We start from the raw sequence: 23,936 nt of genomic DNA on the forward strand, positions 1-23,936 counted from the left end.
CATGATGAAACGAAGCCATTTCGGGATCGGCCTTGCCTCGGCGCTTGCCATGACGCTCTCGGCCTGTGCCGACAAGTCGGACGACATCGGGGCGGCCTATGTCTCGCCCACCCAGTTTCAATCGATGAATTGTCAGCAGCTCGCGGCCGAGGCCCAGGCGACATCGGCCCGCGCGAGGGCCGCGTTCAGCGCACAGGACAAGCGCGCCAGCAACGATGCGGTCGCGGTCGGGGTCGGCGCAGTCCTGTTCTGGCCGGCGCTGTTCATGATCCGGGGCGATGGCGCACAGGCGGCGGATGTCGCGCGCCTCAAGGGCGAGATGCAGGCGATCGAGGCCGTCAATCGCAGCAAGAATTGCGGAATCGCGCTTGGCTGAGCCATGGCCCACAGGCGCCGCAAGATCGCGGTGCGCCAAGACGAGCGGTGCTTGGAAGGACCTGGCAGGGGCAGGGGGACTCGAACCCACGACCCTCGGTTTTGGAGACCGATGCTCTACCAACTGAGCTATACCCCTGCGGTCGCGTCTGATTAGAAGCTCGCCGCAGCGGCGTCAAGCGGATAACCGAAGCGGCTCCCGGTATCGCCGGGTGCCGCATCGCAGGCGCCCTGCCCCGCCGGGCGTCGCTCAGTCGTGTCGCGGAAACTCGATCTTGGGGCAGCGATCCTGCACGACGGTCACGCCTGCGCGCCGGGCGCGGTCGGCGGCCGCGTCATCGCGCACGCCAAGCTGGGTCCAGATCACCGACAGGTCGGGCAGATGGGCCAAGGCGTCGTCCACGATGGCCGACACCGCTTCCGAGCGGCGGAAGACATCCACCATCTGCACACCGGCATCGGCGGGAATCGCGGCCAGCGACGGATAGACAGTCTCGCCCAGAATGACGCCGCCGGCATGACCGGGGTTGACGGGGATGACGCGGTAACCCTGCGCCTGAAGGAACCGGGCGACGCCCCAGCTGGGCCGGTCCTCGTTGGGCGAAAGCCCCACCATTGCGATCACCCGGACCTCGCGGGCGATGCGGGCGATATCTTCGTCCTCGGTCATCGACAGATCCATGCAGTTTCCTCCCACACCCTACATCCGAAGGTTGTGCCAACGCTGCCACAGAAAAAGCGCCCGGTCCAGAATCTGGCCGGGCGCAAGTGCGGAACGAGGGACAGTGATCCGGACATGACCGTTCCGAGGTCATGCCCTGAGATGTAAATGTGCATCACCCCCGAAATGTTCCAGCAGCCTCACAAAAAGGTGACGCGAATCGATGCGACGATCAGTTTCCGCCCCATGCCGCGCGGGCGCGGGCGATGATCTCGGCCGGGGCCTCGCGCAGCCGACGCTCGGCCGAGGTCGAGCCCAGCAGATAGAGGTTGCCGCCAATCACCGCGAAGTGGCGCGGATCACCACGTTCGCGGCGACCCTCGGACAGGGCCACGGGGCAGTAGCCGTCCAGCGCGGGGGCAAAGGCGCGGGGATCGGCCTCGAACCGGGCGCGGTTCTCTTCCGAAGCGAAATGCCACAACTCGCCTTTCCACATGGTCGCGATGTCGCTGCGACCGGGAACGGCCTGCCCCGCCTGCACGGTGCCGACCGGATCATGCCCGCCAAGGGCCCAGTTCTGCGAGAGGGCCGGGCCAGCCAGCAGGATGCCGGACAGGGCAAGGGGAATCAGCTTGGGCATCGGGGCTCGGGTCATGGTGGCTGACCCTCATTTGGCAGGACGGCCCGCGAATCTCAACGGATCGGTTCGCCATGTCGCAGCGTTGTGATGCCCGCGCAACGCCCTAGCGCCCCGCCGCATACAGCGCGACAGCCGCCGCGTTGCTGACGTTCAGCGATCCGAAATCGGCGGCAAAGGGAATCCTGGCGATGTGGTCGCAGGTCTTGGTGGTCAGCTCGCGCATGCCGGGCCCCTCGGCGCCCATCACCAGACACAGCGCGCGGCCAGGCAGGGTTTCCAGCAGATCGGGCAGCAGCACGTCGCCCGTGCCGTCCAGGCCGATCAGGATGAAGCCCATGTTCTTCAGCTGCACAAGCGCCTCGGCCAGGTTCGGGACGCGCAGATAGGGCTGGCGTTCCAGCGCCCCCGAGGCGGTCTTGGCCAGCGCCCCGGTCTCGGGCGCGGAATGGCGGGCGGGGGCGATGACGGCGCGGGCGCCGAACACCTCGGCCGAGCGCAGGATCGCGCCGATGTTGTGCGGGTCGGTCACGCGGTCCAGCGCGACCAGCAGCGGACGCGATTCGCCCGGCGCCTGCCGCAGCGCGACCTCGGACAGGCTGCCCCAGTGCAGCGGCTTGACCTCTAGCGCGGCGCCCTGATGGACGCTTTCGGGCGCCAGCGGCACGGCCTTGTCGAAGACGCGCGCATCGGTCACCTCGGGCGTCATGCCGTGCAGATCGCCCAGCCGGGCCAGCGCATTGGCTGTCACGACCAGCCGCAGCTTCTGGCGCGCGGGATTGGCCAGCGCGTCGCGCACCGCATGCAGGCCGAACAGCCAGACCGTCTCGGCCGCGGCGGCACGGCGGGCGCGTTCCTTGTCGATCACCCAAGAGGGCTTCTGGCTCTTGCGGGTCTTGTCGTTCATCGCGGCGCTCCTTTGTCATTGCCTGAATGCGCCGCAGGCGGATTTCGCGCAACCCCCCGAGACAGGCACCGGAAATGCGCTTGACGCCCCCGGCGCGGGCCGCTAATCACCGCCCCATGCCGAAAGCGTTCGGCGGGCGACGTGCTGCAAGGTGCGGCAGCGGACTGTAACTCCGCCGGGGAGACCCATGCCTGGTTCGATTCCAGGGTCGCCCACCACTTCCCCTTCTGCCCCAGGAAATCATTGATATCTCGGCGCGATTGCCGCTGATTTTACGGGCATTCCGCGTTCTGGGGCTTTCGTGTCAGGGGCGCTCGCCCTATCCTGCACCCCGATGTCACCAGTCCTTGAGTTGCCGCCCATGAACCAGTCAGGTCACGCGAACATTCTGGCCATCGCCCAGTCGGGGCGGCTTGAGTTCGAGGCGATCATCCTCATGGCCAGCCTGCGCCGGTCCTCGCCGGATTGGCGAGGCCGCGCGATTTTGGCCGAACCACGCCCCGAAGGTGCCTGGGCGGGCCATGACACGACCCTGTCGGATGCCGGCCGCGCGATCCTGACGGACCTCGGCGCCGAGATCCTGCCCTTCACCGCGACCACCTTCGGCGCGGCCTATCCGCAGGGTAACAAGATCGAGGCCCTGCCGCTCTTGCCCCCGGACGAGCCGTTCTTGTTTCTGGACACCGACACGCTGATCACCGGCCCGCTGGATGGGATCGCGGCGAATTTCGCGCGACCCTCGGCCTCGATGCGGCGCGAGGGGACCTGGCCGCAACCCCCGCTTTACGGGCCGGGCTACGGCGCGATCTGGAAATCGCTCTATGACCGCTTCGGGCTGGATTTCGATTCCAGCCTCGATCTGGACCAGCCGGACGAGCATTGGGAACGCTATCTCTATTTCAACGCCGGCTGGTTTCTGGGCAAGGACCCGGTCGAGTTCGGGCGCCGCTATCTGGACTGGGCGCGCACGCTGCGCGACGATCCGCATGACGAACTGGCCTGTCAGGTGATGGACCCCTGGCTGGATCAGGTCGTGCTGCCGCTGGTGATCCACAGCTTTGGCGGCGGCAGGCCGGGCGCCGATCTGGCCGGGCTGGATGGCGACGTCACGTTCCACTACCGCAAGCTGCCGCTGCTCTATGCGCTTGGTACCGAGGCGCAGATCGCCCATCTCGAGGACGCGGTGGCCGACAAGGCGATCCGCCGCCACCTGCGCGAATGGGAACCCGCCCGCAAGCTGATCTATCAGCAGAAGGGCCGTGAAAAGGTCCGCCCCCTGTTCGAGGGGCGGCCTCTTCCGCGCCAGGAACGCGCGATCCGCAACCAGATCCGCGCCAAGGGGTGGTGGCTGGTCTAGCCCGCCTCGCCCGCCCCTTCCGAGGATTGCGCCCAGATATTCACGTCGCCCCTGGCGGTCAGTTCGTCGATCCGGGCCAGTTCCTCGGGGCTGAAGTCGCGCCGGTCCAGCGCACCCACGCAATCGCGCACCTGCTCGGCCCGCGATGCGCCGATCAACGCGCTGGTGACGCGTCCGCCCCGCAGCACCCAGGCCACGGCCATCTGCGCCAGCGTCTGCCCGCGCGAGGCCGCCAGATCGTTCAACCCGTTCAGGCGCCCGATCATGTCATCGCTCAGCCAGTCTGGTGACAGCGACTTGCCCTGCGCGGCGCGGCTGTCCTGCGGGATGCCGCCCAGATATTTTCCCGTCAGCATCCCCTGCGCCAAGGGCGTGAAGACGATGCTGCCGATCCCCTCATCCTCCAGCGTATCCAGCAGCCCGTCGTTTTCCACCCAACGGTTCAGCATGTTGTAACTGGGCTGGTGGATCACGCAGGGCGTGCCCAGATCGCGCAGGATCGTCGCCGCCTGCCGCGTCCGCGCGCTGTTGTAGCTGCTGATCCCGGCATAGAGCGCCCGGCCCGACCGCACGATCTGGTCCAGCGCGCCCATCGTTTCCTCAAGCGGCGTCTCGGGGTCGAAGCGGTGGGAATAGAAGATGTCCACGTAATCGACGCCCATCCGCCGCAGCGATTGGTCGCAGGATGCGATCAGGTATTTGCGGCTGCCCCAGTTTCCGTAGGGCCCCGGCCACATGTCGTAACCGGCCTTCGAGCTGATGATCAGTTCGTCGCGCAGGCCGTGGAAATCGGTGCGCAGGATCTCGCCAAAGGCTTCCTCGGCGCTGCCGGGGGGCGGTCCGTAATTGTTGGCCAGATCGAAATGCGTGATGCCCAGATCGAAGGCCGTGCGGCAGATGTCACGCTTGGTCTGATGCGGCGTGTCATGGCCGAAATTGTGCCACAGGCCCAGGCTGATCGCGGGCAGCTTCAGGCCGGAACGCCCGCAGCGGCGGTACTCCATGCGGTCATAGCGGGCGGGGTCGGGGCGATACATCACTATCCTCCTGTGCGGGCGCCAGCCGGATCGGACCGCGTGGGTCGGGTCCGGCCGGTCGGCCCTTTTGCATGACGGCAATGCGCCCCTCGGCGGCAAGTTCCAATGCGACACGGCGCAGCGGCTCCATCAGCGGGCGCCAATCAGCGGCAAGGGCGCGGGCGACCTCGCTCGGGCAGCAGGTCGTGCCGGGGCGCAACCGGGCGACCCGCGCAAGGATGGCCTCGCGCAGGTCGTCGTCATTCATCCCAGGACGCTGTCGCAGCGCGCGCAGGTGCCGGGGTGCTTGTGGCTGCCCACATCGGGCAGGATCTTCCAGCAGCGCTGGCATTTCTCGCCCTCTGCGGTTTCGAAGACGACGCCGATGCCGGGGGCCTCGGCCATGCGGAAGGCCTCGGCCGGGGCCGGATCGGCGGTCAGGACCAGATCCGAGGTGATGCAGACATCCGCGAAGGCCACCGATTTCAGCGCGGCAAGCATATCCGCATCCTCGACATGGACGACCGGCGCGGCCTCGAGGCTGGCGCCGATGGTCTTGTCGGTCCGCTTGACCTCCAGCGCGGCGGTCACCACGCGGCGGGCGCGGCGCACATGGTCCCATTTCGCGGCCAGCGGCTCATTCAGCCAATCGGCGGGGGTGGCCGCGAAGTCATGCAGATGCACGCTGTCATCGTCGGACGGGAATCGCGACAGCCACACATCCTCCATCGTGAAGGGCAGGATCGGCGCCAGCCATGTCACGAGGCGATGGAACAGAAGGTCCAGCACCGTCCGCGACGCCCGCCGCCGCACGCTGTCGGCCCCATCGCAATAGAGCGCGTCCTTGCGCACATCGAAGTAGAAGGCCGACAGATCGACCGTGCAGAACTGGAACAGGGTCTGGAACACGCCCTGGAAATCGAAGGCCGCGTAACCCTTGCGGACCTGATGATCCAGCTGCGCCAGACGGTGCAGGACCCATTGCTCAAGTTCGGGCATCTGGGCGGGATCGATCCGCTCTGCCTCGTCGAACCCGGCCAGCGACCCCAAGAGGAACCGCAGCGTGTTGCGCAAGCGGCGATAGCTGTCGGCGGTGCCCTTGAGGATCTCGGGGCCGATGCGCTGGTCGGCGCTGTAATCGGCCTGCGCCACCCAGAGGCGCAGGATGTCGGCGCCGTATTGCTTGATCACCTCGGCCGGGACGATGGTATTGCCAAGCGATTTGGACATCTTCATGCCCTTCTCGTCCAGTGTGAAGCCATGCGTCAGCACGTTGCGATAGGGCGCGCGGCCCTTGGTCGCGCTGGCCTGCAGCAGCGAGGACTGGAACCAGCCGCGATGCTGGTCGGTGCCCTCCAGGTAGACATCGGCGATGCCGTCCGGCGCGCCATCCTCGCGGTCGCGCAGCACGAAGGCATGGGTCGAACCGCTGTCGAACCACACGTCCAGCACGTCCATGACCTGCTCATAGGCCTCGGGGTCCGCGATCCCCTCCAGCATCCGCGCCTTGAAGCCCGCGCTGTACCAGACATCCGCGCCATCCGCCTCGAAGGCCGCGATAATGCGGTCGTTCAGGCGCGCGTCGCGCAGCAGGAAGTCGTCATCCGTGGGCTTGGCCCCCTTCTTGACGAAGCAGGTCAGCGGCACGCCCCAGGCGCGCTGGCGCGACAGGACCCAATCGGGGCGGTTCTCGACCATAGAATGGATGCGGTTGCGCCCGGTCTGGGGCCACCATTTCACCAATTTGTCGATACTGTTCAGCGCCCGCGTGCGGATCGTGTCGCCGTGCTGGCCCATGCCGTCATCCAGCGGCTTGTCGATAGCCGCGAACCATTGCGGCGTGTTGCGATAGATCAGCGGCGCCTTGGACCGCCAGCTGTGGGGATAGGAGTGCTTGATCTTGCCCTTGGCCAGCAGAGCGCCGGCCCAGGCCAGCTGCTTGATGACGCTGACATTGGCCGGACCGTCCTTGCCGTCCGGCGCGATGATCGCCTGACCGCCGAAGATCGGCAGGTCCTTGCGATAGCTGCCATCCGGTTCGACATTATAGGTCATCGGCAGCTTGAAGCGCAGGCCCAGCTGATAATCGTCGTCGCCATGGCTGGGCGCGGTGTGGACAAAACCCGTCCCCGCCTCGTCGGTCACATGATCGCCGGGCAGCATGGGGACGTCATAGTCCCACTCGCCAGCACCGCCCTCGACCCCGCGCAGGGGGTGGGCCAGGACCAACCCGTCCAGATCGTCGGCGGTCACGTCCGCGACCCGCGCGAATTCGGTGACCTTGGCCTGCGTCATCACGCCCGCTGCCAGCGCATCGGCCAGAACCAGACGCTCGCCCGCCACGGCGGTCGAACCCTCAGCCACCGCACCCACCTCATAGAGGCCATAGGCAATGGCCGGGTTGAATGCGACCGCACGGTTCTGAGGAATTGTCCAAGGGGTGGTGGTCCAGATGACGACCTTGGCGCCATCGAGCTTGAAGTTTGGACCGGCCGGGAACTGGCCTGTTTGTTCCCGTTCCTTGAGCGCGTCGGCACGCGTTGGAATACTGCCGATGTTCAACACAGCAAACCGCACCCAGATCGTGTGGCTGGTATGGTCGTGATACTCGACCTCGGCCTCGGCCAGGGCGGTCTTTTCCACGGGCGACCACATCACGGGCTTGGACCCCTGATAGAGCGAGCCGTTCATCACAAGCTTCATGAACTCGGCGGCAATCACCGCCTCGGCGTGATAGTCCATCGTCAGATAGGGCCGGTCCCAGGCCCCGGTGACGCCAAGGCGCTTGAACTCGTCGCGCTGGATGTCGACCCATTCATCGGCAAAGCGGCGGCATTCCTGGCGGAACTCGACCAGATCGACCGCGTCCTTGTCGCGGCCTTCCTTGCGGTATTTCTCCTCGATCTTCCATTCGATCGGCAGGCCGTGGCAGTCCCAGCCCGGGACGTAGCGCGCATCGAAGCCCATCATCTGATGCGATCGCACCACGATGTCCTTGATCGTCTTGTTCAGCGCGTGGCCGATATGCAGATGCCCGTTCGCATAAGGAGGACCGTCATGCAGCACGAAGGGCGTGCGCCCCGACGCGGTCGAGCGCAGGCGGTCATAGACCCCGATCCGCGCCCACCGCTCCAGCCATTCGGGCTCGCGCTGCGGCAGGCCCGCGCGCATGGGAAAATCGGTCTGGGGCAGAAAGACGGTGTCGCGGTAATCGGGGGCGGTGGGCGTCGTGGCGTCGGCCATCGGGGCGTTCCTTCAAGAGAGGTTCGGACAAGGCTGACCCGGCGGTATGAAACGTCACACCGCCGGGCTGCTAATTCGAGATCCGAACGCCGCAAAATCCATCCGCTCTCTATAGGAACCGCCGCCCATGGCTGCAAGCGGCGAAGCTGGCGCGGTCCCGGGCGCGCCGCTAGACTGGGCGCCATGGACCAGCGCCCCGCCCCCCTTTCCACCCCCACCACACGACGCGAGGCCGCGCTGCGCCGCTTCGTCGCGCGCCGATACGGGCCGAGGGGCACGCTGGCGCTGCATCGGCACGCGCTTGGCGCGGACCTGTTGCGCGCGCCGCTGAACGTGATGCTGGCGCCGGTGGCGCTGATCCTGCAGGGGCTGGGCTGGGCCTTCGGGCGGCTTGGCGCGCGGCGTGCCGGGGCCTGGCTGCGCGGGCGGCGGGTGTTCCTGCTGTCTGACATGTCGCGGGTGATCGCGGCCGACCTGACAGCGCTGATGGCCGATCTGCGGGCGCAGGGCCTGGCGCCAGACGCCTCGCCCGACCGCATCGCCCGCGCCATCCGCACCCATGTCGAGACCCGCAACGCCGTGGCCGAGATCACCACATCGCTGATCGTGCTGGCAACCGGCATCCTGCTCTTCCAGCGCGCGACACCGGGGCTGATTTCCCTCGCCGGGCCGTTCGCCGAACTGCGTGCCCATGGCGCGGCGGTGCGCGACTTTGCCCTGGGCGACACCCTGGGCCGGGCCTGGTACTGGGCCTTTCCGGTCGAACTGTCACCGCTATACGTCATCGCGACCGGGGTGATGCTGGCCGTGGCCGGCTCGCTGGTCACCACCTTCGCGGGGCTGGTCGCGGACCCGGTGCAGGCATGGACCGGCCTCCACCACCGCCGCCTGTCGCGGATGCTGGCGCGACTGGACCGCGCGCAGGAGGATGACGCCCCGGCCCCCGAACATCTGCTGGCGCGCTTGGGCGATCTGATCGACGCGGGCCTGCTGGCGCTGCGATCCTGGCGGGGCTAGCCCCGCCCGCGATAGTTCGGCACGCCCTGATCCGGCAGCCAGACACCCGCAGGCACCGGACCCGTCTGCCAGAACACGTCGATCGGCATGCCGCCGCGCGGATACCAATAGCCGCCAATCCGCAGCCATTCAGGATCCAGCAGGTCTGCGATGCGGCGCCCGATCCCCACCGTGCAATCCTCGTGAAAGGCGCCGTGATTGCGGAAACTGCCCAGAAACAGCTTGAGCGACTTCGATTCCACCAGCCAGTCGCGCGGCACGTAGTCGATGACCAGATGCGCGAAATCGGGCTGGCCGGTCAGCGGACACAGGCTGGTGAATTCAGGCTGGGTGAACCGCACGACATAGGTCGTCCCCGCCTGAGGGTTCGGCACACGCTCCAGCACGGCCTCTTCGGGCGATTGCGGCAGGGTGGTATTGGCGCCAAGCTGGGTCAGCGCGTCGGTGTAATGGGCCATCGGATGCTCCTGTTTTGTCCGGGTGGGCTGCGACCGGGTCCAGCCCGCATAAGCCCGCGCGTTCCCCCTTGCAACCGGGCCGCGCCTCGCCCAGATGCGGCAAATGACCCCGCGCTTTGACATCACCGAACCCGAGATCGCCCGAGTGGTCGCCGTCTTCTACGCCGCCGTGCGCCGGCACGAGGTGCTGGGCCCCGTCTTTGCCGAACATGTCGGCGACTGGCCCGCGCATGAGGACCGCATCGCCGCCTTCTGGAAGGGCGCGATCCTGCACAAGGCGGGCTATAACGGCAGCCCGATGCGCGCGCATCTGTCGGCGGGCAATGTCCGCCCCGAGCATTTCGAGATCTGGCTGGCGCTGTTCGACGAGGCCTTGCGCCGCACCCTGCCCCCCTGGTCGGCGCGCGCCTGGTCGCAACTGGCCCATCGCATCGGCCAGGGGCTGCGCGCCGGGGTCCAGAATATCGACGCAGGCCGCGCAGGGCCGCCCGTGCTGCGCTAGCGCCGCGGGGGGCGCGGCTTGTAAAGCGGCAGCTTCCAGCCAAAGGCCAGACTGCCCGCCCGCAGCACCCAGACCACGACCGCCCCGGCGATCAGCGCCTCGGCCCGCGCGATGCCCAGCCAGTCCAGCATGACCGCCGCCACTGCGCCACCGAAGGCCGCGGTCAGGTAAAGCTCGCCCTGCTTGAAGACCAGCGGCACCTCGTTGCCGACGACATCGCGCATCAGCCCGCCGAACGTGCCGGTGGCGATACCCATGATGACCACGATCATCGGCGGCGATCCCATCTCCATCGCGACGCCCGCCCCTGCGGCGACCGCCACGGCCAGCGCGACGCTGTCCAGCCAGACCAGCCAGCGCTGGCGGCTTTCCAGCAGATGCGCGGTCCAGAAGACGACCAGAGCCGCCCCCGCCGCCAGCAGCACATAGGACGGATCGGCGACCCAGAACACCGCCTCGCGGTTCAGGATCAGGTCACGCAGCGTGCCGCCCCCCACCGCCGTCAGCGAGGCCATGAAGACAAAGCCCACCGGGTCCAGCTGCGCCCGGCTGGCGACCAGCGCCCCGGTCAGTGCGAAGATCAGCACCGAGCCGTAATCGAGGACGATGACCAGCGCCGCCAGCGTCATTTGAACGGCGCCATCCCGGCGCGCGCCAACTCATCGGCGCGCTCGTTCTCGGCGTGGCCGGCATGGCCCTTGATCCAGCGCCATTCGACCTTGTGCGCGGCCTGCGCCGCATCAAGCCTCTGCCAAAGCTCGACATTCTTCACGGGCTTGCGGTCGGCCGTCTTCCAACCGTTGCGCTTCCAGCCATGAATCCACTGGGTGACGCCGTTCTTGACGTAATTGCTGTCGGTCACGATGACGATGGTGCTGGGCCGGGTCAAAGCCTCCAGCGCACTGATCGCGGCCATCAGCTCCATGCGGTTATTGGTGGTGGCAGCCTCGCCACCCTGCAACTCGCGCTCCTTCAGGACGGTCTCGCCCTCCAGCGCGCGCATCAGCACGCCCCAGCCACCGGGGCCGGGATTGCCGCTGCAGGCCCCGTCGGTCCATGCGTAAAGCTCAGCCATCCAGCCCCACATATCCCGGCAGCGCGGCAACGCGCGACAGCCAGGCCGTCACGGCGGGGAAACGCCCCATCTCGAACCCGCCCCGGCTGCCCGCCGTGTGGGTATAGGCATAAAGACAGATATCGGCCAGGCTGACCGCATCGCCCACCAGCCAGTCCCGCCCCGCCAGATGCGCGTCCATAAGACCCAGCAGCCGATGCCCCGCCTCCAGCAGTGCGGCCATCCGCTCGGGCGTGGCATCGGCGGCCCGATGCGGATAACAGGCCAGCGCGGCCCGCACGGCGATCACACCCTCATGCTGGTTCTGCTCCCAGAACATCCATGACAGCATCTCGGCCCGTGCGACGGCATCGGCAGGCCAGAACCGCGTCCCCTCGCCCAGCCAGCACAGGATCGCGTTCGATTCCGGCAAAAGCCGCCCGCCCGGCAGCTCCAGCACCGGCGCCTTGCCAAAGGGCAGCCGCCCGTCCCGCTGAGCCGCCTCCAGCGCCGTGCTGCCATACTCGACGTCGATCATCTCACAATCACAGTCCAGCAAGGCAAGCAGCAGCCGCACCTTATAACTGTTCCCGGAGGACGGCATGGAATAGAGTCTCATCGGAAACCCCTTCTTCTTCACGAAAATATCCCGGGGCCCGGGGCAGAGCCCCGGCGCTCTCTGCCCAGCCCTCAGGCCGCGGGTTCGCGCAGCACGCGCGGCACCTTGAACTCGACGCGCTCGATGGCGGTCTCGACGATCTCGACCGTCGCATCGTAGCGGTCGCGGAAGGCGTCGATCACCTCATTGATCAACACCTCGGGCGCGCTGGCCCCCGCCGTCACCCCAACGGCCGAGATCCCCTCCAGCGCGCGCCAGTCGATATCGGCGGCGCGCATCACCAGTTGCGCATAACCGCAACCCGCGGCCCGTCCGACCTCGACCAGACGCTTCGAATTGCTGGAGTTTTCGGCCCCGATCACCAGCAGCGCGTCAATGCGGGGCGCCACCGCCTTGACGGCCGCCTGACGGTTGGTGGTGGCGTAGCAGATATCCTCTTTCGCCGGGCCCACGATGGCGGGAAAGCGCGCCTGAAGGGCCTCGACCACGGCGGCGGTATCATCGACCGACAGCGTGGTCTGGGTGATGAAGGCCAGACGCTCGGGGTCGCGCACCGCGATGCGGGCGACATCGCCGACATCCTCGACGAGGATCACCTCGCCCTCGGGCAATTGTCCCATGGTTCCAATGACTTCCGGGTGGCCCTGATGGCCGATCATCACCATCTGCAAACCGGCCGCGTGATGACGCTCGGCCTCGATATGAACCTTGCTGACCAGCGGACAGGTCGCGTCCACATAGACCATCTGGCGGCGCTGCGCCTCGGCCGGCACCGCCTTCGGCACGCCATGAGCCGAGAAGATCACCGGCCGGTCATCGGGGCATTCGTCAAGTTCCTCAACGAAAACAGCGCCTTGTTCGCGAAGCTGATCGACCACGAACTTGTTGTGGACGATCTCGTGGCGGACATAGACCGGGGCGCCCCATTTCTGAAGCGCCATCTCGACGATCTTGATCGCGCGGTCCACGCCCGCGCAGAAGCCGCGCGGCGCGGCGAGGTAAAGCATCAGGGGCGGCTTTGCGTGTTCCATGCTCATCAGGTAGCGCGCCCGCCCGGTTTCGTCCAGCACCACAAGGTCACAAACCGTGCACAGCGCGTACACAGGACGTGCACCGACAACGCGCGCCGCGTTAACGATCAGCGCGCAACGGCCAGCAGGCCGGGAACGTCCAGATGCGCCTCGAGATGGTCGGCCAGATCGTCCAGCGCGGCCTCGACCGCCGCGCCATAGCCCGGCTGCGAGGGCGCGCCCAGACGCGCCAGAAAGGCCGCCCGGAACCCGTCATCCGAAAAAAGCCCGTGCAGATAGCTGCCCATCACCCGCCCGTCGGGGCTGATCGCGCCATCGGGGTCGGGGATATGGGCGAAGGGGCGCGCGCAATCGGGGCCAGAGGTGCGGCCCATATGGATCTCGTAGCCCGAGACGGGCTGGCCAAGCGCCCTGCCCTCTGCCCGCGTCACGCGCTTGTCGGGCGCCATCAGGGTGGTGACGTCCAGAAGGCCCAAGCCCTCGACCCGCCCCGCCTGCCCGTCCGCGCCCGAGGGGTCGTCGATCAGGCGGCCCAGCATCTGATAGCCGCCGCAGATGCCCAGCACATGCCCGCCGCGCCGGTGATGGGCGGCAAGGTCGATGTCCCAGCCCTGCGCGCGCAGAAAGGCCAGATCGCCAAGCGTCGATTTCGTGCCGGGCAGGATCACCAGATCGGCATCGCCGGGGATCGCCCGGCCCGGCGGCAGCATGGTCAGACGCAGGCCCGGTTCCGCCGCCAGAGGGTCCAGATCGTCGAAATTGGCGATGCGCGACAGGGTCAGGCAGACGACATGCAGGCCATCCCCGCGCCCGCCGCGCAGGTCCATCGCATCCTCGGCGGGCAGGCGGTGGGCGCCCGGAAACCACGGCAGAACGCCAAAGCCGGGCCAGCCGGTGCGCGCCTCGATCATCCGGTAGCCGTCATCGAAAAGGCTGGGATCGCCGCGGAACTTGTTGATCAGGAAGCCGCGGATCATGGCGGCGTCCTGGGGGTCGATCACGGCCTGCGTGCCGACGATCTGGGCGATCACGCCGCCCCGGTCGATATCGCCCGCCAGCACGACCGGCACGCCGGCGGCGCGGGCGAATCCCATATTGGCGATGTCGCGGGGGCGCAGATTCACCTCGGCCGGGCTGCCCGCGCCCTCGACGATGACAAGATCGTGCGCGGCGGACAGGCGGGCGAAACTGTCCAGCACGCCCGCCAGCAGGCGCGGCTTCAGGGTCTGGTAATCGCGCGCCTCGGCGCGGGCGATGGCGCGGCCTTGCAGGATCACCTGCGCGCCGCGATCGGTCTCGGGTTTCAAGAGGACGGGGTTCATGTCGGCCTGCGGGTCGATCCCCGAGGCCAGCGCCTGAAGGGCCTGCGCGCGACCGATCTCGGCCCCGTCGGGGGTCACGGCCGCGTTGTTCGACATGTTCTGCGGCTTGAAGGGCGCGACCCTGATGCCGCGCCGCCGGGCCGCGCGGCAGAGGCCTGCGACCAGCAGCGACTTGCCGACATTCGAGCCGGTGCCCTGGATCATCAATGCCGTCATGTCACCCCCCGGCGGTGTCGGGACAGTCTTGCTTGCCATCACCCCGACAGGTGACTAGATAGGCGCGTCCGCAAATGAAAGGCCGAAAGCCGTGGAAAACGTCATCCTGACCGTCCATCTGATCCTTGCCGTGTTGTTGACCGGGGTCGTCCTGCTGCAACGCTCGGAAGGGGGCGGTCTTGGCATGGGTGGCGGCGGCGGTGGTGGCGGCGTGATGTCGGGCCGTCAGGCCGCGAACGCGCTGACGCGGATGACGTGGATTCTGGGCGTGGCGATCTTCTGCACCTCGCTGGCGCTGACGGTGATCGCGGCGCGTCAGGCCTCGACCGGGTCGGTCATGGACCAGATCGGCGTGACGGGGGGCGACCAGCCCGCGACGCCGGCGCTGCCGAACATGCCGCTTTACACGCCTCCGCCCGCGACCGGCGGCAACCCGCTGACCCCGCCCGCGCCCGACGCGCCCGAGGCCGCTGCACCGGTTGCCCCTGCGGCGCCCGAGGCGGTTGCGCCTGCCGCGCCCGAGGTCACCGCGCCCGTGGCGCCGGGCGATGCGGTGGCGCCGCCTCCGGCCAACTGAACCGACACAAAGACTTGGGGGCGGTCTGATCCGCCCCACATCACTTGGGGTCCGTTGCGGCCACGGGGCGAATCGGCTATTGTCCAAATCCCGTGATGCCGGTTGTTCGCAACGGCCAGCAGACAGACGAATCGCAGATCACGGGGGCCTCATGGCGCGTTACATCTTCATCACCGGCGGCGTTGTGTCCTCGCTTGGCAAGGGCCTCGCATCGGCGGCGTTGGGGGCGCTGTTGCAGGCGCGCGGCTTCACCGTCCGCCTGCGCAAGCTTGACCCCTATCTGAACGTCGATCCCGGCACGATGAGCCCGTTCGAGCATGGCGAGGTCTTCGTCACCGATGACGGCGCCGAGACCGATCTGGATCTGGGCCATTACGAGCGCTTCACCGGCGTCTCGGCCCGGCGCACCGACAGCATCAGCAGCGGCCGCGTCTATTCCAACGTGTTGGAGAAGGAACGGCGGGGCGAGTATCTGGGCAAGACGATCCAGGTGATCCCGCATGTCACCAACGAGATCAAGGACTTCCTGGCGATCGGCGGGGACGAGGTCGATTTCATGCTGTGCGAGATCGGCGGCACGGTCGGCGATATCGAGGGCCTGCCCTTCTTCGAGGCGATCCGCCAGTTCATCCACGAGCGTCCGCGCGGCGAATGCATCCTGATGCATCTGACGCTGCTGCCCTATCTGGCGGCGAGCGGAGAGCTGAAGACGAAGCCCACGCAGCATTCGGTCAAGGAATTGCAGTCGATCGGCCTTGCCCCCGACGTGCTGGTCTGCCGCTCCGAGCATCCGATCCCCGAAAAGGAACGCGCCAAGATCGCGCTGTTCTGCAACGTGCGCCCCGATGCCGTGATCCCGGCCTATGACCTGAAGTCGATCTACGAGGCGCCCCTGGCCTATCACCGCGCGGGTCTGGACCGGGCGGTGCTGGACGCGTTCCAGATCAGCCCGGCGCCGCGGCCCGACCTCTCGAAATGGGAGGATGTGATGGACCGGCTGGAGAATGCCGAGGGCGAAGTCCGCATCGCCGTGGTCGGGAAATACACCCAGCTTGAGGATGCCTACAAATCCATCGCCGAGGCGCTGACGCATGGCGGGATGGCCAACCGGGTGCGCGTGCGCGCCGACTGGGTGGACAGCGAGAAGCTGGAGGGCGAGGGCGCGCATCTCTTGGACGGCTATCACGGCATCATCGTGCCGGGCGGCTTCGGCGAGCGCGGGACCGAAGGGATGGTCGCGGCGGCGCGTTATGCGCGCGAGAAGAAGGTGCCCTATCTGGGGATCTGTCTGGGCATGCAGATGGCCGTGATCGAGGCCGCACGCAATCTGGCCGAGATGCCCGATGCCGGGTCCGAGGAGTTCGACCACGAGGCGGGCAAGACGCGCTTTACCCCTGTCGTCTATCACCTGAAGGAATGGGTGCAGGGCAACTACACCGTCAAGCGCAAGGTCGGAGATGACAAGGGCGGCACGATGCGTCTGGGCGCCTATACGGCGGTGCTGTCCGAGGGCTCGCGCATCTCGCAGGTCTATGGCGGCGCGACCGAGATCGAGGACCGGCATCGTCACCGCTATGAGGTGGACGCGGCCTATCGCGAACGCCTTGAGGCGGCGGGGCTGCAATTCTCGGGCATGTCACCGGACGGCAAGCTGCCCGAGGTGATCGAATACGCCGACCATCCCTGGTTCATCGGCGTGCAATCGCATCCCGAGCTGAAATCGAAGCCCTTCGAGCCGGCGCCTCTGTTCGCGGGCTTTGTTCGGGCTGCGATGGAGGAAGGGCGTCTGGTCTGAGCGGGTTGCGTCCCGCGAGTGCCGGGGGCGCTTCGCCCCCGGACCCCCCGAGGATATTTGCGTGAAGAAGAAGATCGGGGCCGTCCTGCCATCAGCGGGGCGGCCTTTCCAATGGCGCGGGCGGGATCTTGCGGTTTTGGGGGGACGCAGTATCGGAATGCGCAGGGGGCGCCGCGCCAATTCGGGCGTCTGGGGAATCTTGGGGGGATTTTCAGAGAGCTTTTCGGGCAGGTTCGGCCCGTGGGTGGTCTGGTCTCTTCCCGAGGGAAGTGGTGCCGCTGAAGGGACTCGAACCCCCGACCCCATCATTACGAATGACGTGCTCTACCAGCTGAGCTACAGCGGCGTCCAGACTGTGGGGGGCGGATTAGCACCTTCGGTGGCGGGGGGGAAGAGGGCGCGGGCGGATTTTTTCGCCTTGCGGCAGTTTCGGGCCGCGCGGGTCGCCGCGCCCCGGACGAGGGCGCGGCGGGTTCTGGCATGGCCGCTCAGGGGCGGGTCTTGCCCTCGGTCCAGTCGGCCTCTTCCGGGGGTTCCACGTCGGGGCGGACCATCCGGGGTTCGAGGTCGGGCGCGTTTTGCGGCGCGACTTCGGGGCTCGGTTCGGGCATTGGTTCCGGGGCTGCATCGGGGATCACCAGCGGCGGGGCGTCGCGGCTGGGCGAGGCTTCGGCCTTGCCGGCAAGATCGGGGACCGGGCCGTTGCCCGCGCCGGGTTCGGTGATCGTGCGGGCGGGCTCGTAATCGTCGTAATCCGATTCGCGCGGCACCATGCCCGGAGCCACATTCGGCATGCCGCGCGGAGCGGGTTTCGGCTGAGCCGGTTGCGCGGGCTCGGGCGTCGCGGTTTGAGGGGGCGCGGTTTCGGCTGTGGCAGGGGCGGCACCCGAGGCGCCGACCAGCAGCGGCAGCATCTCGGCCCCCGTCGAGGAGGCGGCGGCCGGGGTCGCGCGCGGACCGTCGGGTTCGCGCCAGGTCAGCGTGTCAAAGCCGTTGCAGCTGTCGCAGACCGGTGCCCAGGCATGCATCACGTTCTGGCACTTGTCGCAGCACCATTGCGGCCCGCGAGAGGCGGTCAGCGCACGGGTCAGCCAGCCGCGCACGACGCTGTCATCGGCGCCCTCGCCCCGTTCGATCGCGGCCATGATCGAGAGCGTCCGCACCGTCGGGTGTTTCGTCGCCAGATCGCCAAGCGCGCGGCGGGCGCCGGGGAAATCCTCGGCCGCCAGCAGCAGTTCGGCCTGCAGCAGGCGCGTTTCCTCGTGATCGGGGTTCTTGCGGATCAGCGCGTCGAAGCGGCGAAGGCGCGCCTGACGCGATTCGTCGGGCGCGATCTCGGCATAGGCGGCGGCGATGTCGGGATGGGGCCGCACGCTCCAGGTCTTTTCGAGGATGCGCGAGGCGTTGCGGTAATCCTTTTGCGCGACATAGCTGCGCGCGGCAAGGACCGCCGCCGGGATCAGGTCGGGCGAGGCCTTGGCGGCCGAGATGGCGGCTTCGCGGGCGCTGATGGAATTGCCCTTGGCCAGGACGTCGCTGGCTTCTTGCAGGGCCAGGACCGCGTCACGGCGGAGCGCCACATCCTTGGGCAGGTCGCCCTGGGCCCTCTTGTCCTTGAGGGTGCGGCGCGCGCCCTTCCAGTCATGTTCGCGGGTCTGGAGGTCCAGCAGCGTGTCCTGCACCTCTTTGTGGCGGGGTTTCAGCGCATAGGCCTTTTGCGCCAGAAGCAGCGCCTTGTGGGTGTCGCCCTCGGCCAGTTTCTGGCGCATCAGGCCGCGGATGCCGACAAAGCGGGTGCGGTCGTCGCCCAGAAGCTCGCGATAGACGGCGATGGCCTTTTGCCGGTCGCCCGCCGTTTCCGCCGCCTGCGCGGCCAGAAGGTTCGTCAGATGCGGCTGGTTCAGGTAGCGCGCGGCCTTGGCGGCCTTGTCCTGCGCCAGCTTGCCCTCGCCCGAGGCGACGGCCAGCATCCCCTCGGCAAAGGCGGCGTAGCCCTTGCGTTCGCGCGAACGGGCGAAATAGCGGTTGATCGCGGTCTCGTCGCCCGCGAGGAAGCGCAGGAAGGCTACGAAGAGGCCCAGAAGGCGGATCACCAGCCAGGCGAGGATGGCCAGGATCGCCAGCACGACCACGGCCTTGACCGGGGTCAGCACGTATTCGACACCGCTATATTCGATCCGCAGCAATTGCCCGGTTTCCGACAGCCAGGTGGCGCCGAGCGCCAGCGCCAGCACGACGGCGAAGAAGAACAGGATTTTCACGAAGGACAACAGCATCGGGCGGGCCTCAGTTCTGGTCCGGGGACAGGTCGGACAGGGCCGCCTGCGCGTTGGCATGGGCCTCGGCCTCGGCGCGCCATTCAGCCATGGCGGGCGCGGCAAGGGCGGGTTCGGGCAGCGCGGCGATCTGGGCCAGCGCATCCGCGACGCGGCCCGCCTGAAGCGCGGCATCGGCGCGCGACAGGATCGCGTCGGGATCGTCGCCTTCGCGGGGCGTGACCGAGCGGGCGCCGGTCTGTGCGCGCAGGAAGTTCGTCACCAGATTGCCCTGACGTTCGGCGCTGGCGGCGGTCAGGCTGGCACGCAGGGCCGCGCGGGCGGCTTCGGGAAAGCCCGCCTGCAGCTGCGCCAGGCTGGGCACGGGCGTGGCCAGTGCCTGGGGCGCGTCAAGCCCGGCTGCGGCCAGCGTGTCGCGGGCCTGATCAGGGGTGATCCCCTCGTCCAGCGCGGCTTGCAGGGCGGCGATGGCTGCGACGGCCTCGGCGCGGCGGGTGCTTTCGGCGGCGGCCTGCTGGAGGGCGTCAGCCTCGGCCTGCGCGGCGGCGAGGCGCTGTTCGGCCTCGGCCGCGGCCTCTTCGATCTGGGCCTGCACGGCGCTGGCGGCTTCGGGGTCAAAGGCCGGGCGGGCGGCCAGTTCGTCAAGCCGGGCCTGCTGTTCGTCAAGGCGCGTCCGGAGCGCGGCCAGCGCCTCGGGGTCGGCGCCTTCGGGGGCGTCGGGCTGCTGGGCTGCGGCCTGTTCCAGCGCCTCGAGGCGGGCGGCCAGATCGGCGGGCAGATCGCCCGCTTCGGCGGCTTCAGGCTGGGGCGCCTGAGCCAGCGCGTCAAGGGCTGCGGCACGGGCGGCGTCGCGGGCGGCGGCCTCGGCGGCGGCGATCAGCGCGGCCTCGTCAACGGCGGGGGCCTGCTGGGACGCAGCGGGCGCGGGGGCCGTGGCCGGGCGCCATTCGGGCGGCAGATGCGGCAGCGCCCAGATCGCGGCGGCGGCGCCCAGACCGGCGGCGACAGCGCCGCCAAGCGCCAGCGGCAGGAAACCGCCGCGACGCGGGGCGGGCGCGGCCTTCGGCGATTCGGCGGCCTTGGGCGCGGGCGGCGTCGGGGTGGGGGACGTCGGGGCAGCACCGGCGGGACGGGCGGCATCGCGCGGCGTGGCGGCGGAAAGCCCGGCCGAGCCGTCGCCGACGAGGCCGGAATCGATGGGCCGGATCTCTCCGGGTTGGCCGGCCTGGGCGGGCTTGCCCGCGCCGATCTCGGTCGAGGCGATCACGCCGGGCTTGGCGGGCTGGGGCCGCGCGCCGGGCGCGGCATCCTCGGTCGTCTGATTGGTCGTCACGTCATGTCCCCGTATCGGTGGCAGGGCGACAGCCCTGCGCGGCGCGTCCCGCGCAGCCTAGTCGCAGGAGGGCCGCTGCTCAACCCGCCCGCTATCAGCTTTGTTCCGCCCGCGCGATCTGCCCGATTGCCGCGACCAGTGCCGCCGCATCGGGTCGGGCGGCGGTCAGCGCGCGTTCGGCGGGGGCGCCGAAGGCCGCCCGCGCCGCATCGCTGATCGCCACGACCCAGAGGGCCGCGACCGCCCCCGCGACGGCATCCGTCAGAAGCCGCGCCGAACGCGGAGAGAACAGAGGCAGCACCACCGGCGCGGGGCGCGACAGCAGGTCCAGCGCCTCGGGCGTCAGGGGTTGGGGCAGCTGGTCATAGACCACGACCCCCGGCACGGGCAGGCGGCGCGCCAGATGGCGGCCATGCGGATGGACCAGCGACACCCCGGTGGAAGCGATCAGGGGCAGCAGGCTTTCGGCAAAGCCGTCCCCCTCTCGCACGTCAAAACCGGCGGCGCGGGCCAGATCGCCGGTGCGCGAGCCCACGCACAAAGCCAGCCGCCCCCGCCCCGGCCCCGCGCTGGCCACCGCATGGCCCGAGGTAAAGACCAGCCCCGGCGCGGCATGAAGGGCGGCGGCGTCATGGGGGACAGGCTCGATCCGCAGGATGGGCGCGATCACCACAGGCCAATCGGGCAGCATCGCCGCGATGCGCCGCGAATCGGGCATCGGTCGGGTCAGAAGCAGCGTGGCGCGCGGCGCGGTCGGCATTGGCACTTTCCCTCGCCGGTGCTAGGCCCAAGTTGAACAAGCCCGTCATGGGTAAGCAAGGCCGGGGTTCGGGGCAAGCATGGATGATCTGATCTTTCTGGGCATCGAGAGCAGTTGCGACGACACCGCCGCCGCCATCGTGACGGGCGATCGCCGCATCCTGTCGAATGTCGTCGCCTCGCAGACCGATCTTCATGCCGATTTCGGCGGCGTGGTGCCGGAAATCGCCGCCCGCGCCCATGCCGAGCGGCTGGATCTGGTCGTCGAACAGGCGCTGGCGCAGGCCGGGCTGGGTTTGGGCGACCTGAGCGGCGTGGCCGTGACCGCCGGGCCGGGGCTGATCGGGGGCGTGATGGCGGGCGTGATGTGTGCCAAGGGGATCGCCGCCGGGGCCGGACTGCCCTTGGTCGGGGTGAACCATCTGGCCGGCCATGCGCTGACGCCGCGCCTGACCGACGGGGTGGATTTCCCCTATCTGATGCTGCTGGTCTCGGGCGGGCATTGCCAGTTCCTGATGGCGCATGGCCCCGAGGATTTCACCCGGCTGGGCGGCACGATCGACGATGCGCCGGGCGAGGCCTTTGACAAGCTGGCGAAATTGCTGGCCCTGCCCCAGCCCGGCGGCCCGCATGTCGAGGCCGAGGCGGCCTTGGGCGACCCGCAGCGTTTCCCCCTGCCCCGCCCTTTGCTGGACCGGCCCGGCTGCGATCTGAGCTTTTCGGGCCTGAAAACCGCCGCCCTGCGCCAGCGCGACGCGCTGATCGCCGAGGCAGGCGGCTTGCGCGCCGCTGACCGGCGCGATCTGTGCGCGGCCTTCCAGCGCGCCGTGACCGAGGTTCTGGCCGAAAAGTCGCGCCGGGCGCTGGCCGAAAGCGGCGCGCCGCTTCTGGCGGTGGCGGGCGGCGTGGCCGCGAACGGGCCGATCCGGGCGGCCTTGCAGGCGGTGGCGGCGCAGGCGGGGGCGGGCTTTCTGGCGCCTCCGCTGCGGCTTTGCACCGATAACGGCGCGATGATCGCCTGGGCGGGGATCGAGCTTTACCGCGCCGGGCGCCGCGACGGGATGGACCTGTCGGCGCGTCCGCGCTGGCCGCTGGATCGCAGCGCGGCGCCGATGCTGGGCAGCGGCAAGAAGGGGGCCAAGGCATGATTTCGGTTCTGGGTGCGGGCGCGTTCGGCACGGCGCTGGCCGTGGCCTTGGCGGAACGCGGCGCGGTGACCTTGTGGGGCCGCCGGATCGGCTGGCAGGGCGAGAACCCGCGCCTGCCGGGCGTGACCCTGCCCGAGGGCGTCAGCGCGACCGAGGATCTGACCCGCGCGCTTGAGGCAACCGTGATCCTGCTGGCGCTGCCCGCGCAGGCGCTTGGCGGATTTCTGCAGGCGCATGGCGCGGATCTGGCGGGCAAGCGGCTGGTCAGCACCGCCAAGGGGATCGACCTTGCGACCTTGCGCGGCCCCTCGGCGCTAATCGCGGCGCGGGCACCGGGCGCGGTTGTGGCGGTGCTGACCGGGCCGTCCTTCGCCGCCGATATCGCGCGCGGCCTGCCGACCGCGCTGACGCTGGCCTGCGCGGATGCCGCCGAGGGCCGCGCGCTGCAAGAGGCGCTGTCCACCCCCACGCTGCGGCTTTACCGCACGACCGATGTGACCGGGGCGGAACTGGGCGGCGCGCTGAAGAACGTCATCGCCATCGCGGCAGGCGCGGTGATCGGGGCGGGTCTGGGCGACAGCGCGCGCGCGGCGATCATCACGCGCGGCTTTGCCGAGATGACGCGGCTGGCCGCCCATCTGGGTGCCAGCCCCGAGACGCTGACCGGCCTGTCGGGGCTGGGCGATCTGACGCTGACCTGCACCTCGGCGCAGTCGCGCAATTTCCGCTTTGGCGCGGCGCTTGGGGCGGCGCAGGACTTCGACGCCGCAACCACGGTCGAAGGCGCCGCGACCGCGCAGGCCTTGGCCCGCATGGCCGAGGCCGAGGGTCTGGACCTGCCGATCAGCGCCATGGTCGCACGGCTTGCGACGGGCGCGATTTCCGTCGAAAAGGCGATGACCCATCTGCTGAGCCGCCCCCTGAAGGAGGAATGATGCCCCTGTTCGCCGTGATCTGCCGGGACAAGCCCGGCGCCCTTCCCATCCGCCTTGCCACCCGCGAGGCGCATCTGGCCCATATCAGGGACAGCGGCATCGTCGCCCAGGCCGGCCCCCTGATCGAGGGCGGCGAGATGGCGGGTTCGCTGGTGATCCTCGATTGCGCGGACCGGGCCGCTGCGGATGCCTGGGCCGAGGCCGACCCCTATGCCCATGCGGGCCTGTTCCAGTCGGTCGAGATCGTCGAATGGAAGAAGGTGATCGGCTGATGGCCTACTGGCTTTTCAAATCCGAACCCGATGTCTTTGGCTGGGACGATCTGGTCGCCAAGGGCGAACGGGGCGAGGAATGGGACGGCGTGCGGAACTATCAGGCGCGCAACATGATGCGCGCGATGAAGCTCGGCGATCTGGGTCTGTTCTATCACAGCAATATCGGCAAGGAGGCCGTGGGCATCTGCGAGGTCATCGCCGAGGCCCATCCCGACAGCACCTCGGCCGATCCGAAATGGGAATGCGTGGATGTGCGCGCGGTCCGCAAGCTGCCGCGCGCCGTAAGCCTTGAGGAAGCCAAGGCCGAGCCGCGCCTGAAGGACATGGTGCTGGTGAACAACACCCGCCTGTCGGTCCAGCCCGTCAGCGACGCGGAATGGGCGGTCATCATGGAATTGTCGGGCGCCGCCGAATGACGGCGCC

At 68.8% G+C, this 23,936-nt stretch carries 25 protein-coding genes and 3 tRNA genes; 11 read left to right on the forward strand and 17 right to left on the reverse strand.

The window, feature by feature from the left end:
* Window position 1 precedes the first annotated feature (1 nt).
* On the forward strand, window positions 2–376 hold the full coding sequence (locus ACTZWU_RS07505) for a hypothetical protein (protein WP_444736736.1): 375 nt from the start codon (window positions 2–4) through the stop codon (window positions 374–376).
* Window positions 377–438: 62 nt separating this feature from the next.
* Here the strand turns inward: ACTZWU_RS07505 and ACTZWU_RS07510 are convergent.
* From ACTZWU_RS07510 to rlmB, 4 genes are all read right to left on the reverse strand, one after another.
* Window positions 439–514 (reverse strand) — tRNA-Trp (locus ACTZWU_RS07510).
* A gap of 111 nt (window positions 515–625) precedes the next feature.
* A complete protein-coding gene (locus ACTZWU_RS07515; RefSeq protein WP_444736737.1) occupies window positions 626–1,057 on the reverse strand; it encodes a CoA-binding protein in 432 nt (143 codons plus the stop codon).
* 211 nt (window positions 1,058–1,268) lie between these two features.
* A complete protein-coding gene (locus tag ACTZWU_RS07520) occupies window positions 1,269–1,691 on the reverse strand; it encodes a YHS domain-containing (seleno)protein (protein WP_444736738.1) in 423 nt (140 codons plus the stop codon).
* 88 nt (window positions 1,692–1,779) lie between these two features.
* Window positions 1,780–2,580, reverse strand: a complete 801-nt coding sequence (rlmB, locus tag ACTZWU_RS07525; protein ID WP_444736739.1) for a 23S rRNA (guanosine(2251)-2'-O)-methyltransferase RlmB — start codon at window positions 2,578–2,580, stop codon at window positions 1,780–1,782.
* A gap of 134 nt (window positions 2,581–2,714) precedes the next feature.
* Between rlmB and ACTZWU_RS07530 the strand changes: the two genes are divergently transcribed.
* Together ACTZWU_RS07530 and ACTZWU_RS07535 are read left to right on the forward strand one after the other, a co-directional pair.
* A tRNA-Tyr gene (locus ACTZWU_RS07530) sits at window positions 2,715–2,798 on the forward strand.
* A 143-nt stretch (window positions 2,799–2,941) separates the two neighbouring features.
* Complete coding sequence (locus ACTZWU_RS07535) at window positions 2,942–3,937, forward strand: hypothetical protein (RefSeq protein ID WP_444736740.1); 996 nt, start codon at window positions 2,942–2,944, stop codon at window positions 3,935–3,937.
* On the opposite strand, the gene mgrA is transcribed toward ACTZWU_RS07535, so the two are convergent.
* The 3 genes from mgrA to ileS are packed head-to-tail and all read right to left on the reverse strand — an operon-like array spanning window position 3,934 to window position 8,196.
* On the reverse strand, window positions 3,934–4,977 hold the full coding sequence (gene mgrA / locus ACTZWU_RS07540; RefSeq protein WP_444736741.1) for an L-glyceraldehyde 3-phosphate reductase: 1,044 nt from the start codon (window positions 4,975–4,977) through the stop codon (window positions 3,934–3,936). The two genes, ACTZWU_RS07535 and mgrA, sit on opposite strands and share 4 nt — an antisense overlap.
* A complete protein-coding gene (locus tag ACTZWU_RS07545; RefSeq protein ID WP_444736742.1) occupies window positions 4,946–5,221 on the reverse strand; it encodes a DUF3253 domain-containing protein in 276 nt (91 codons plus the stop codon). Before ACTZWU_RS07545 ends, mgrA begins: the two co-directional genes overlap by 32 nt.
* Entirely contained in the window at window positions 5,218–8,196 is a 2,979-nt protein-coding gene (gene ileS / locus ACTZWU_RS07550; RefSeq protein ID WP_444736743.1) for an isoleucine--tRNA ligase, read from the reverse strand. The genes ACTZWU_RS07545 and ileS overlap by 4 nt, the downstream gene beginning before the upstream one ends.
* A gap of 183 nt (window positions 8,197–8,379) precedes the next feature.
* Here ileS and ACTZWU_RS07555 point away from each other — a divergent pair, with 183 nt between their 5' ends.
* On the forward strand, window positions 8,380–9,213 hold the full coding sequence (locus ACTZWU_RS07555; protein WP_444736744.1) for a DUF6635 family protein: 834 nt from the start codon (window positions 8,380–8,382) through the stop codon (window positions 9,211–9,213).
* Here the strand turns inward: ACTZWU_RS07555 and queF are convergent.
* Entirely contained in the window at window positions 9,210–9,671 is a 462-nt protein-coding gene (gene queF, locus ACTZWU_RS07560) for a preQ(1) synthase (protein WP_444736745.1), read from the reverse strand. The two genes, ACTZWU_RS07555 and queF, sit on opposite strands and share 4 nt — an antisense overlap.
* A gap of 103 nt (window positions 9,672–9,774) precedes the next feature.
* Here queF and ACTZWU_RS07565 point away from each other — a divergent pair, with 103 nt between their 5' ends.
* Window positions 9,775–10,173 carry a group III truncated hemoglobin gene (locus ACTZWU_RS07565; protein ID WP_304617296.1) on the forward strand — a complete coding sequence of 133 codons (399 nt, stop codon included), beginning with the start codon at window positions 9,775–9,777 and terminating at the stop codon, window positions 10,171–10,173.
* Here ACTZWU_RS07565 and ACTZWU_RS07570 read toward each other — a convergent pair.
* The 5 genes from ACTZWU_RS07570 to ACTZWU_RS07590 all read right to left on the reverse strand — a co-directional run bounded on the left by ACTZWU_RS07570 (window position 10,170) and on the right by ACTZWU_RS07590 (window position 14,415).
* Window positions 10,170–10,802 carry a trimeric intracellular cation channel family protein gene (locus ACTZWU_RS07570; protein ID WP_444736746.1) on the reverse strand — a complete coding sequence of 211 codons (633 nt, stop codon included), beginning with the start codon at window positions 10,800–10,802 and terminating at the stop codon, window positions 10,170–10,172. The genes ACTZWU_RS07565 and ACTZWU_RS07570 overlap by 4 nt on opposite strands.
* The gene (rnhA, locus tag ACTZWU_RS07575; RefSeq protein WP_444736747.1) at window positions 10,799–11,248 is read right to left on the reverse strand and encodes a ribonuclease HI; all 450 of its coding nucleotides are present in this window, start codon (window positions 11,246–11,248) and stop codon (window positions 10,799–10,801) included. The genes ACTZWU_RS07570 and rnhA overlap by 4 nt, the downstream gene beginning before the upstream one ends.
* Window positions 11,241–11,846, reverse strand: coding sequence for a glutathione S-transferase family protein (locus tag ACTZWU_RS07580; protein WP_444736748.1), 606 nt, complete (start codon window positions 11,844–11,846; stop codon window positions 11,241–11,243). Before ACTZWU_RS07580 ends, rnhA begins: the two co-directional genes overlap by 8 nt.
* Before the next feature lie 71 nt (window positions 11,847–11,917).
* Entirely contained in the window at window positions 11,918–12,877 is a 960-nt protein-coding gene (gene ispH, locus ACTZWU_RS07585; protein WP_444736879.1) for a 4-hydroxy-3-methylbut-2-enyl diphosphate reductase, read from the reverse strand.
* 107 nt (window positions 12,878–12,984) lie between these two features.
* Window positions 12,985–14,415 carry a cobyric acid synthase gene (locus ACTZWU_RS07590; RefSeq protein ID WP_444736749.1) on the reverse strand — a complete coding sequence of 477 codons (1,431 nt, stop codon included), beginning with the start codon at window positions 14,413–14,415 and terminating at the stop codon, window positions 12,985–12,987.
* A 91-nt stretch (window positions 14,416–14,506) separates the two neighbouring features.
* Here ACTZWU_RS07590 and secG point away from each other — a divergent pair, with 91 nt between their 5' ends.
* Both secG and ACTZWU_RS07600 read left to right on the forward strand, forming a co-directional pair.
* On the forward strand, window positions 14,507–14,992 hold the full coding sequence (gene secG / locus ACTZWU_RS07595) for a preprotein translocase subunit SecG (RefSeq protein WP_444736750.1): 486 nt from the start codon (window positions 14,507–14,509) through the stop codon (window positions 14,990–14,992).
* Between the two features lie 151 nt (window positions 14,993–15,143).
* Window positions 15,144–16,787, forward strand: a complete 1,644-nt coding sequence (locus ACTZWU_RS07600) for a CTP synthase (protein WP_444736751.1) — start codon at window positions 15,144–15,146, stop codon at window positions 16,785–16,787.
* 270 nt (window positions 16,788–17,057) lie between these two features.
* On the opposite strand, the gene ACTZWU_RS07605 is transcribed toward ACTZWU_RS07600, so the two are convergent.
* From ACTZWU_RS07605 to ACTZWU_RS07620, 4 genes are all read right to left on the reverse strand, one after another.
* Window positions 17,058–17,133, reverse strand: a tRNA-Thr gene (locus tag ACTZWU_RS07605).
* Window positions 17,134–17,275: 142 nt separating this feature from the next.
* Entirely contained in the window at window positions 17,276–19,063 is a 1,788-nt protein-coding gene (locus ACTZWU_RS07610) for a heme biosynthesis HemY N-terminal domain-containing protein (RefSeq protein ID WP_444736752.1), read from the reverse strand.
* Window positions 19,064–19,073: 10 nt separating this feature from the next.
* Window positions 19,074–20,396, reverse strand: coding sequence for a hypothetical protein (locus ACTZWU_RS07615; RefSeq protein WP_444736753.1), 1,323 nt, complete (start codon window positions 20,394–20,396; stop codon window positions 19,074–19,076).
* A gap of 94 nt (window positions 20,397–20,490) precedes the next feature.
* Window positions 20,491–21,156, reverse strand: coding sequence for a uroporphyrinogen-III synthase (locus ACTZWU_RS07620; protein ID WP_444736754.1), 666 nt, complete (start codon window positions 21,154–21,156; stop codon window positions 20,491–20,493).
* 79 nt (window positions 21,157–21,235) lie between these two features.
* On the opposite strand from ACTZWU_RS07620, the gene tsaD reads away from it, so the two are divergent.
* Genes tsaD through ACTZWU_RS07640 form a run of 4 tightly spaced genes read left to right on the forward strand, consistent with a single transcriptional unit; the run spans window position 21,236 to window position 23,929 of the window.
* A complete protein-coding gene (gene tsaD, locus ACTZWU_RS07625; RefSeq protein ID WP_444736755.1) occupies window positions 21,236–22,303 on the forward strand; it encodes a tRNA (adenosine(37)-N6)-threonylcarbamoyltransferase complex transferase subunit TsaD in 1,068 nt (355 codons plus the stop codon).
* Window positions 22,300–23,238 (forward strand): NAD(P)H-dependent glycerol-3-phosphate dehydrogenase, encoded by a 939-nt coding sequence (locus ACTZWU_RS07630; RefSeq protein ID WP_444736756.1) that lies wholly within the window; start codon window positions 22,300–22,302, stop codon window positions 23,236–23,238. Before tsaD ends, ACTZWU_RS07630 begins: the two co-directional genes overlap by 4 nt.
* A complete protein-coding gene (locus ACTZWU_RS07635) occupies window positions 23,235–23,510 on the forward strand; it encodes a YciI family protein (protein ID WP_444736757.1) in 276 nt (91 codons plus the stop codon). Before ACTZWU_RS07630 ends, ACTZWU_RS07635 begins: the two co-directional genes overlap by 4 nt.
* Window positions 23,510–23,929, forward strand: a complete 420-nt coding sequence (locus tag ACTZWU_RS07640) for an EVE domain-containing protein (protein WP_444736758.1) — start codon at window positions 23,510–23,512, stop codon at window positions 23,927–23,929. Before ACTZWU_RS07635 ends, ACTZWU_RS07640 begins: the two co-directional genes overlap by 1 nt.
* Window positions 23,930–23,936: the final 7 nt, after the last annotated feature.

This window comes from Paracoccus sp. NSM (assembly GCF_052379855.1).
Taxonomy (GTDB): domain Bacteria; phylum Pseudomonadota; class Alphaproteobacteria; order Rhodobacterales; family Rhodobacteraceae; genus Paracoccus.

Coding starts and splice junctions, on each gene's coding strand:
- ACTZWU_RS07505 (WP_444736736.1), top strand. CDS start 2: ATGATGAAACGAAGCCATTTCGGGATCGGCCTTGCCTCGGCGCTTGCC.
- ACTZWU_RS07515 (WP_444736737.1), bottom strand. CDS start 1,057: ATGGATCTGTCGATGACCGAGGACGAAGATATCGCCCGCATCGCCCGC.
- ACTZWU_RS07520 (WP_444736738.1), bottom strand. CDS start 1,691: ATGACCCGAGCCCCGATGCCCAAGCTGATTCCCCTTGCCCTGTCCGGC.
- rlmB (WP_444736739.1), bottom strand. CDS start 2,580: ATGAACGACAAGACCCGCAAGAGCCAGAAGCCCTCTTGGGTGATCGAC.
- ACTZWU_RS07535 (WP_444736740.1), top strand. CDS start 2,942: ATGAACCAGTCAGGTCACGCGAACATTCTGGCCATCGCCCAGTCGGGG.
- ACTZWU_RS07545 (WP_444736742.1), bottom strand. CDS start 5,221: ATGAATGACGACGACCTGCGCGAGGCCATCCTTGCGCGGGTCGCCCGG.
- ileS (WP_444736743.1), bottom strand. CDS start 8,196: ATGGCCGACGCCACGACGCCCACCGCCCCCGATTACCGCGACACCGTC.
- ACTZWU_RS07555 (WP_444736744.1), top strand. CDS start 8,380: ATGGACCAGCGCCCCGCCCCCCTTTCCACCCCCACCACACGACGCGAG.
- queF (WP_444736745.1), bottom strand. CDS start 9,671: ATGGCCCATTACACCGACGCGCTGACCCAGCTTGGCGCCAATACCACC.
- ACTZWU_RS07565 (WP_304617296.1), top strand. CDS start 9,775: ATGACCCCGCGCTTTGACATCACCGAACCCGAGATCGCCCGAGTGGTC.
- ACTZWU_RS07570 (WP_444736746.1), bottom strand. CDS start 10,802: ATGACGCTGGCGGCGCTGGTCATCGTCCTCGATTACGGCTCGGTGCTG.
- rnhA (WP_444736747.1), bottom strand. CDS start 11,248: ATGGCTGAGCTTTACGCATGGACCGACGGGGCCTGCAGCGGCAATCCC.
- ACTZWU_RS07580 (WP_444736748.1), bottom strand. CDS start 11,846: ATGAGACTCTATTCCATGCCGTCCTCCGGGAACAGTTATAAGGTGCGG.
- ispH (WP_444736879.1), bottom strand. CDS start 12,877: ATGGAACACGCAAAGCCGCCCCTGATGCTTTACCTCGCCGCGCCGCGC.
- ACTZWU_RS07590 (WP_444736749.1), bottom strand. CDS start 14,415: ATGACGGCATTGATGATCCAGGGCACCGGCTCGAATGTCGGCAAGTCG.
- ACTZWU_RS07600 (WP_444736751.1), top strand. CDS start 15,144: ATGGCGCGTTACATCTTCATCACCGGCGGCGTTGTGTCCTCGCTTGGC.
- ACTZWU_RS07610 (WP_444736752.1), bottom strand. CDS start 19,063: ATGCTGTTGTCCTTCGTGAAAATCCTGTTCTTCTTCGCCGTCGTGCTG.
- ACTZWU_RS07620 (WP_444736754.1), bottom strand. CDS start 21,156: ATGCCGACCGCGCCGCGCGCCACGCTGCTTCTGACCCGACCGATGCCC.
- tsaD (WP_444736755.1), top strand. CDS start 21,236: ATGGATGATCTGATCTTTCTGGGCATCGAGAGCAGTTGCGACGACACC.
- ACTZWU_RS07630 (WP_444736756.1), top strand. CDS start 22,300: ATGATTTCGGTTCTGGGTGCGGGCGCGTTCGGCACGGCGCTGGCCGTG.
- ACTZWU_RS07635 (WP_444736757.1), top strand. CDS start 23,235: ATGATGCCCCTGTTCGCCGTGATCTGCCGGGACAAGCCCGGCGCCCTT.
- ACTZWU_RS07640 (WP_444736758.1), top strand. CDS start 23,510: ATGGCCTACTGGCTTTTCAAATCCGAACCCGATGTCTTTGGCTGGGAC.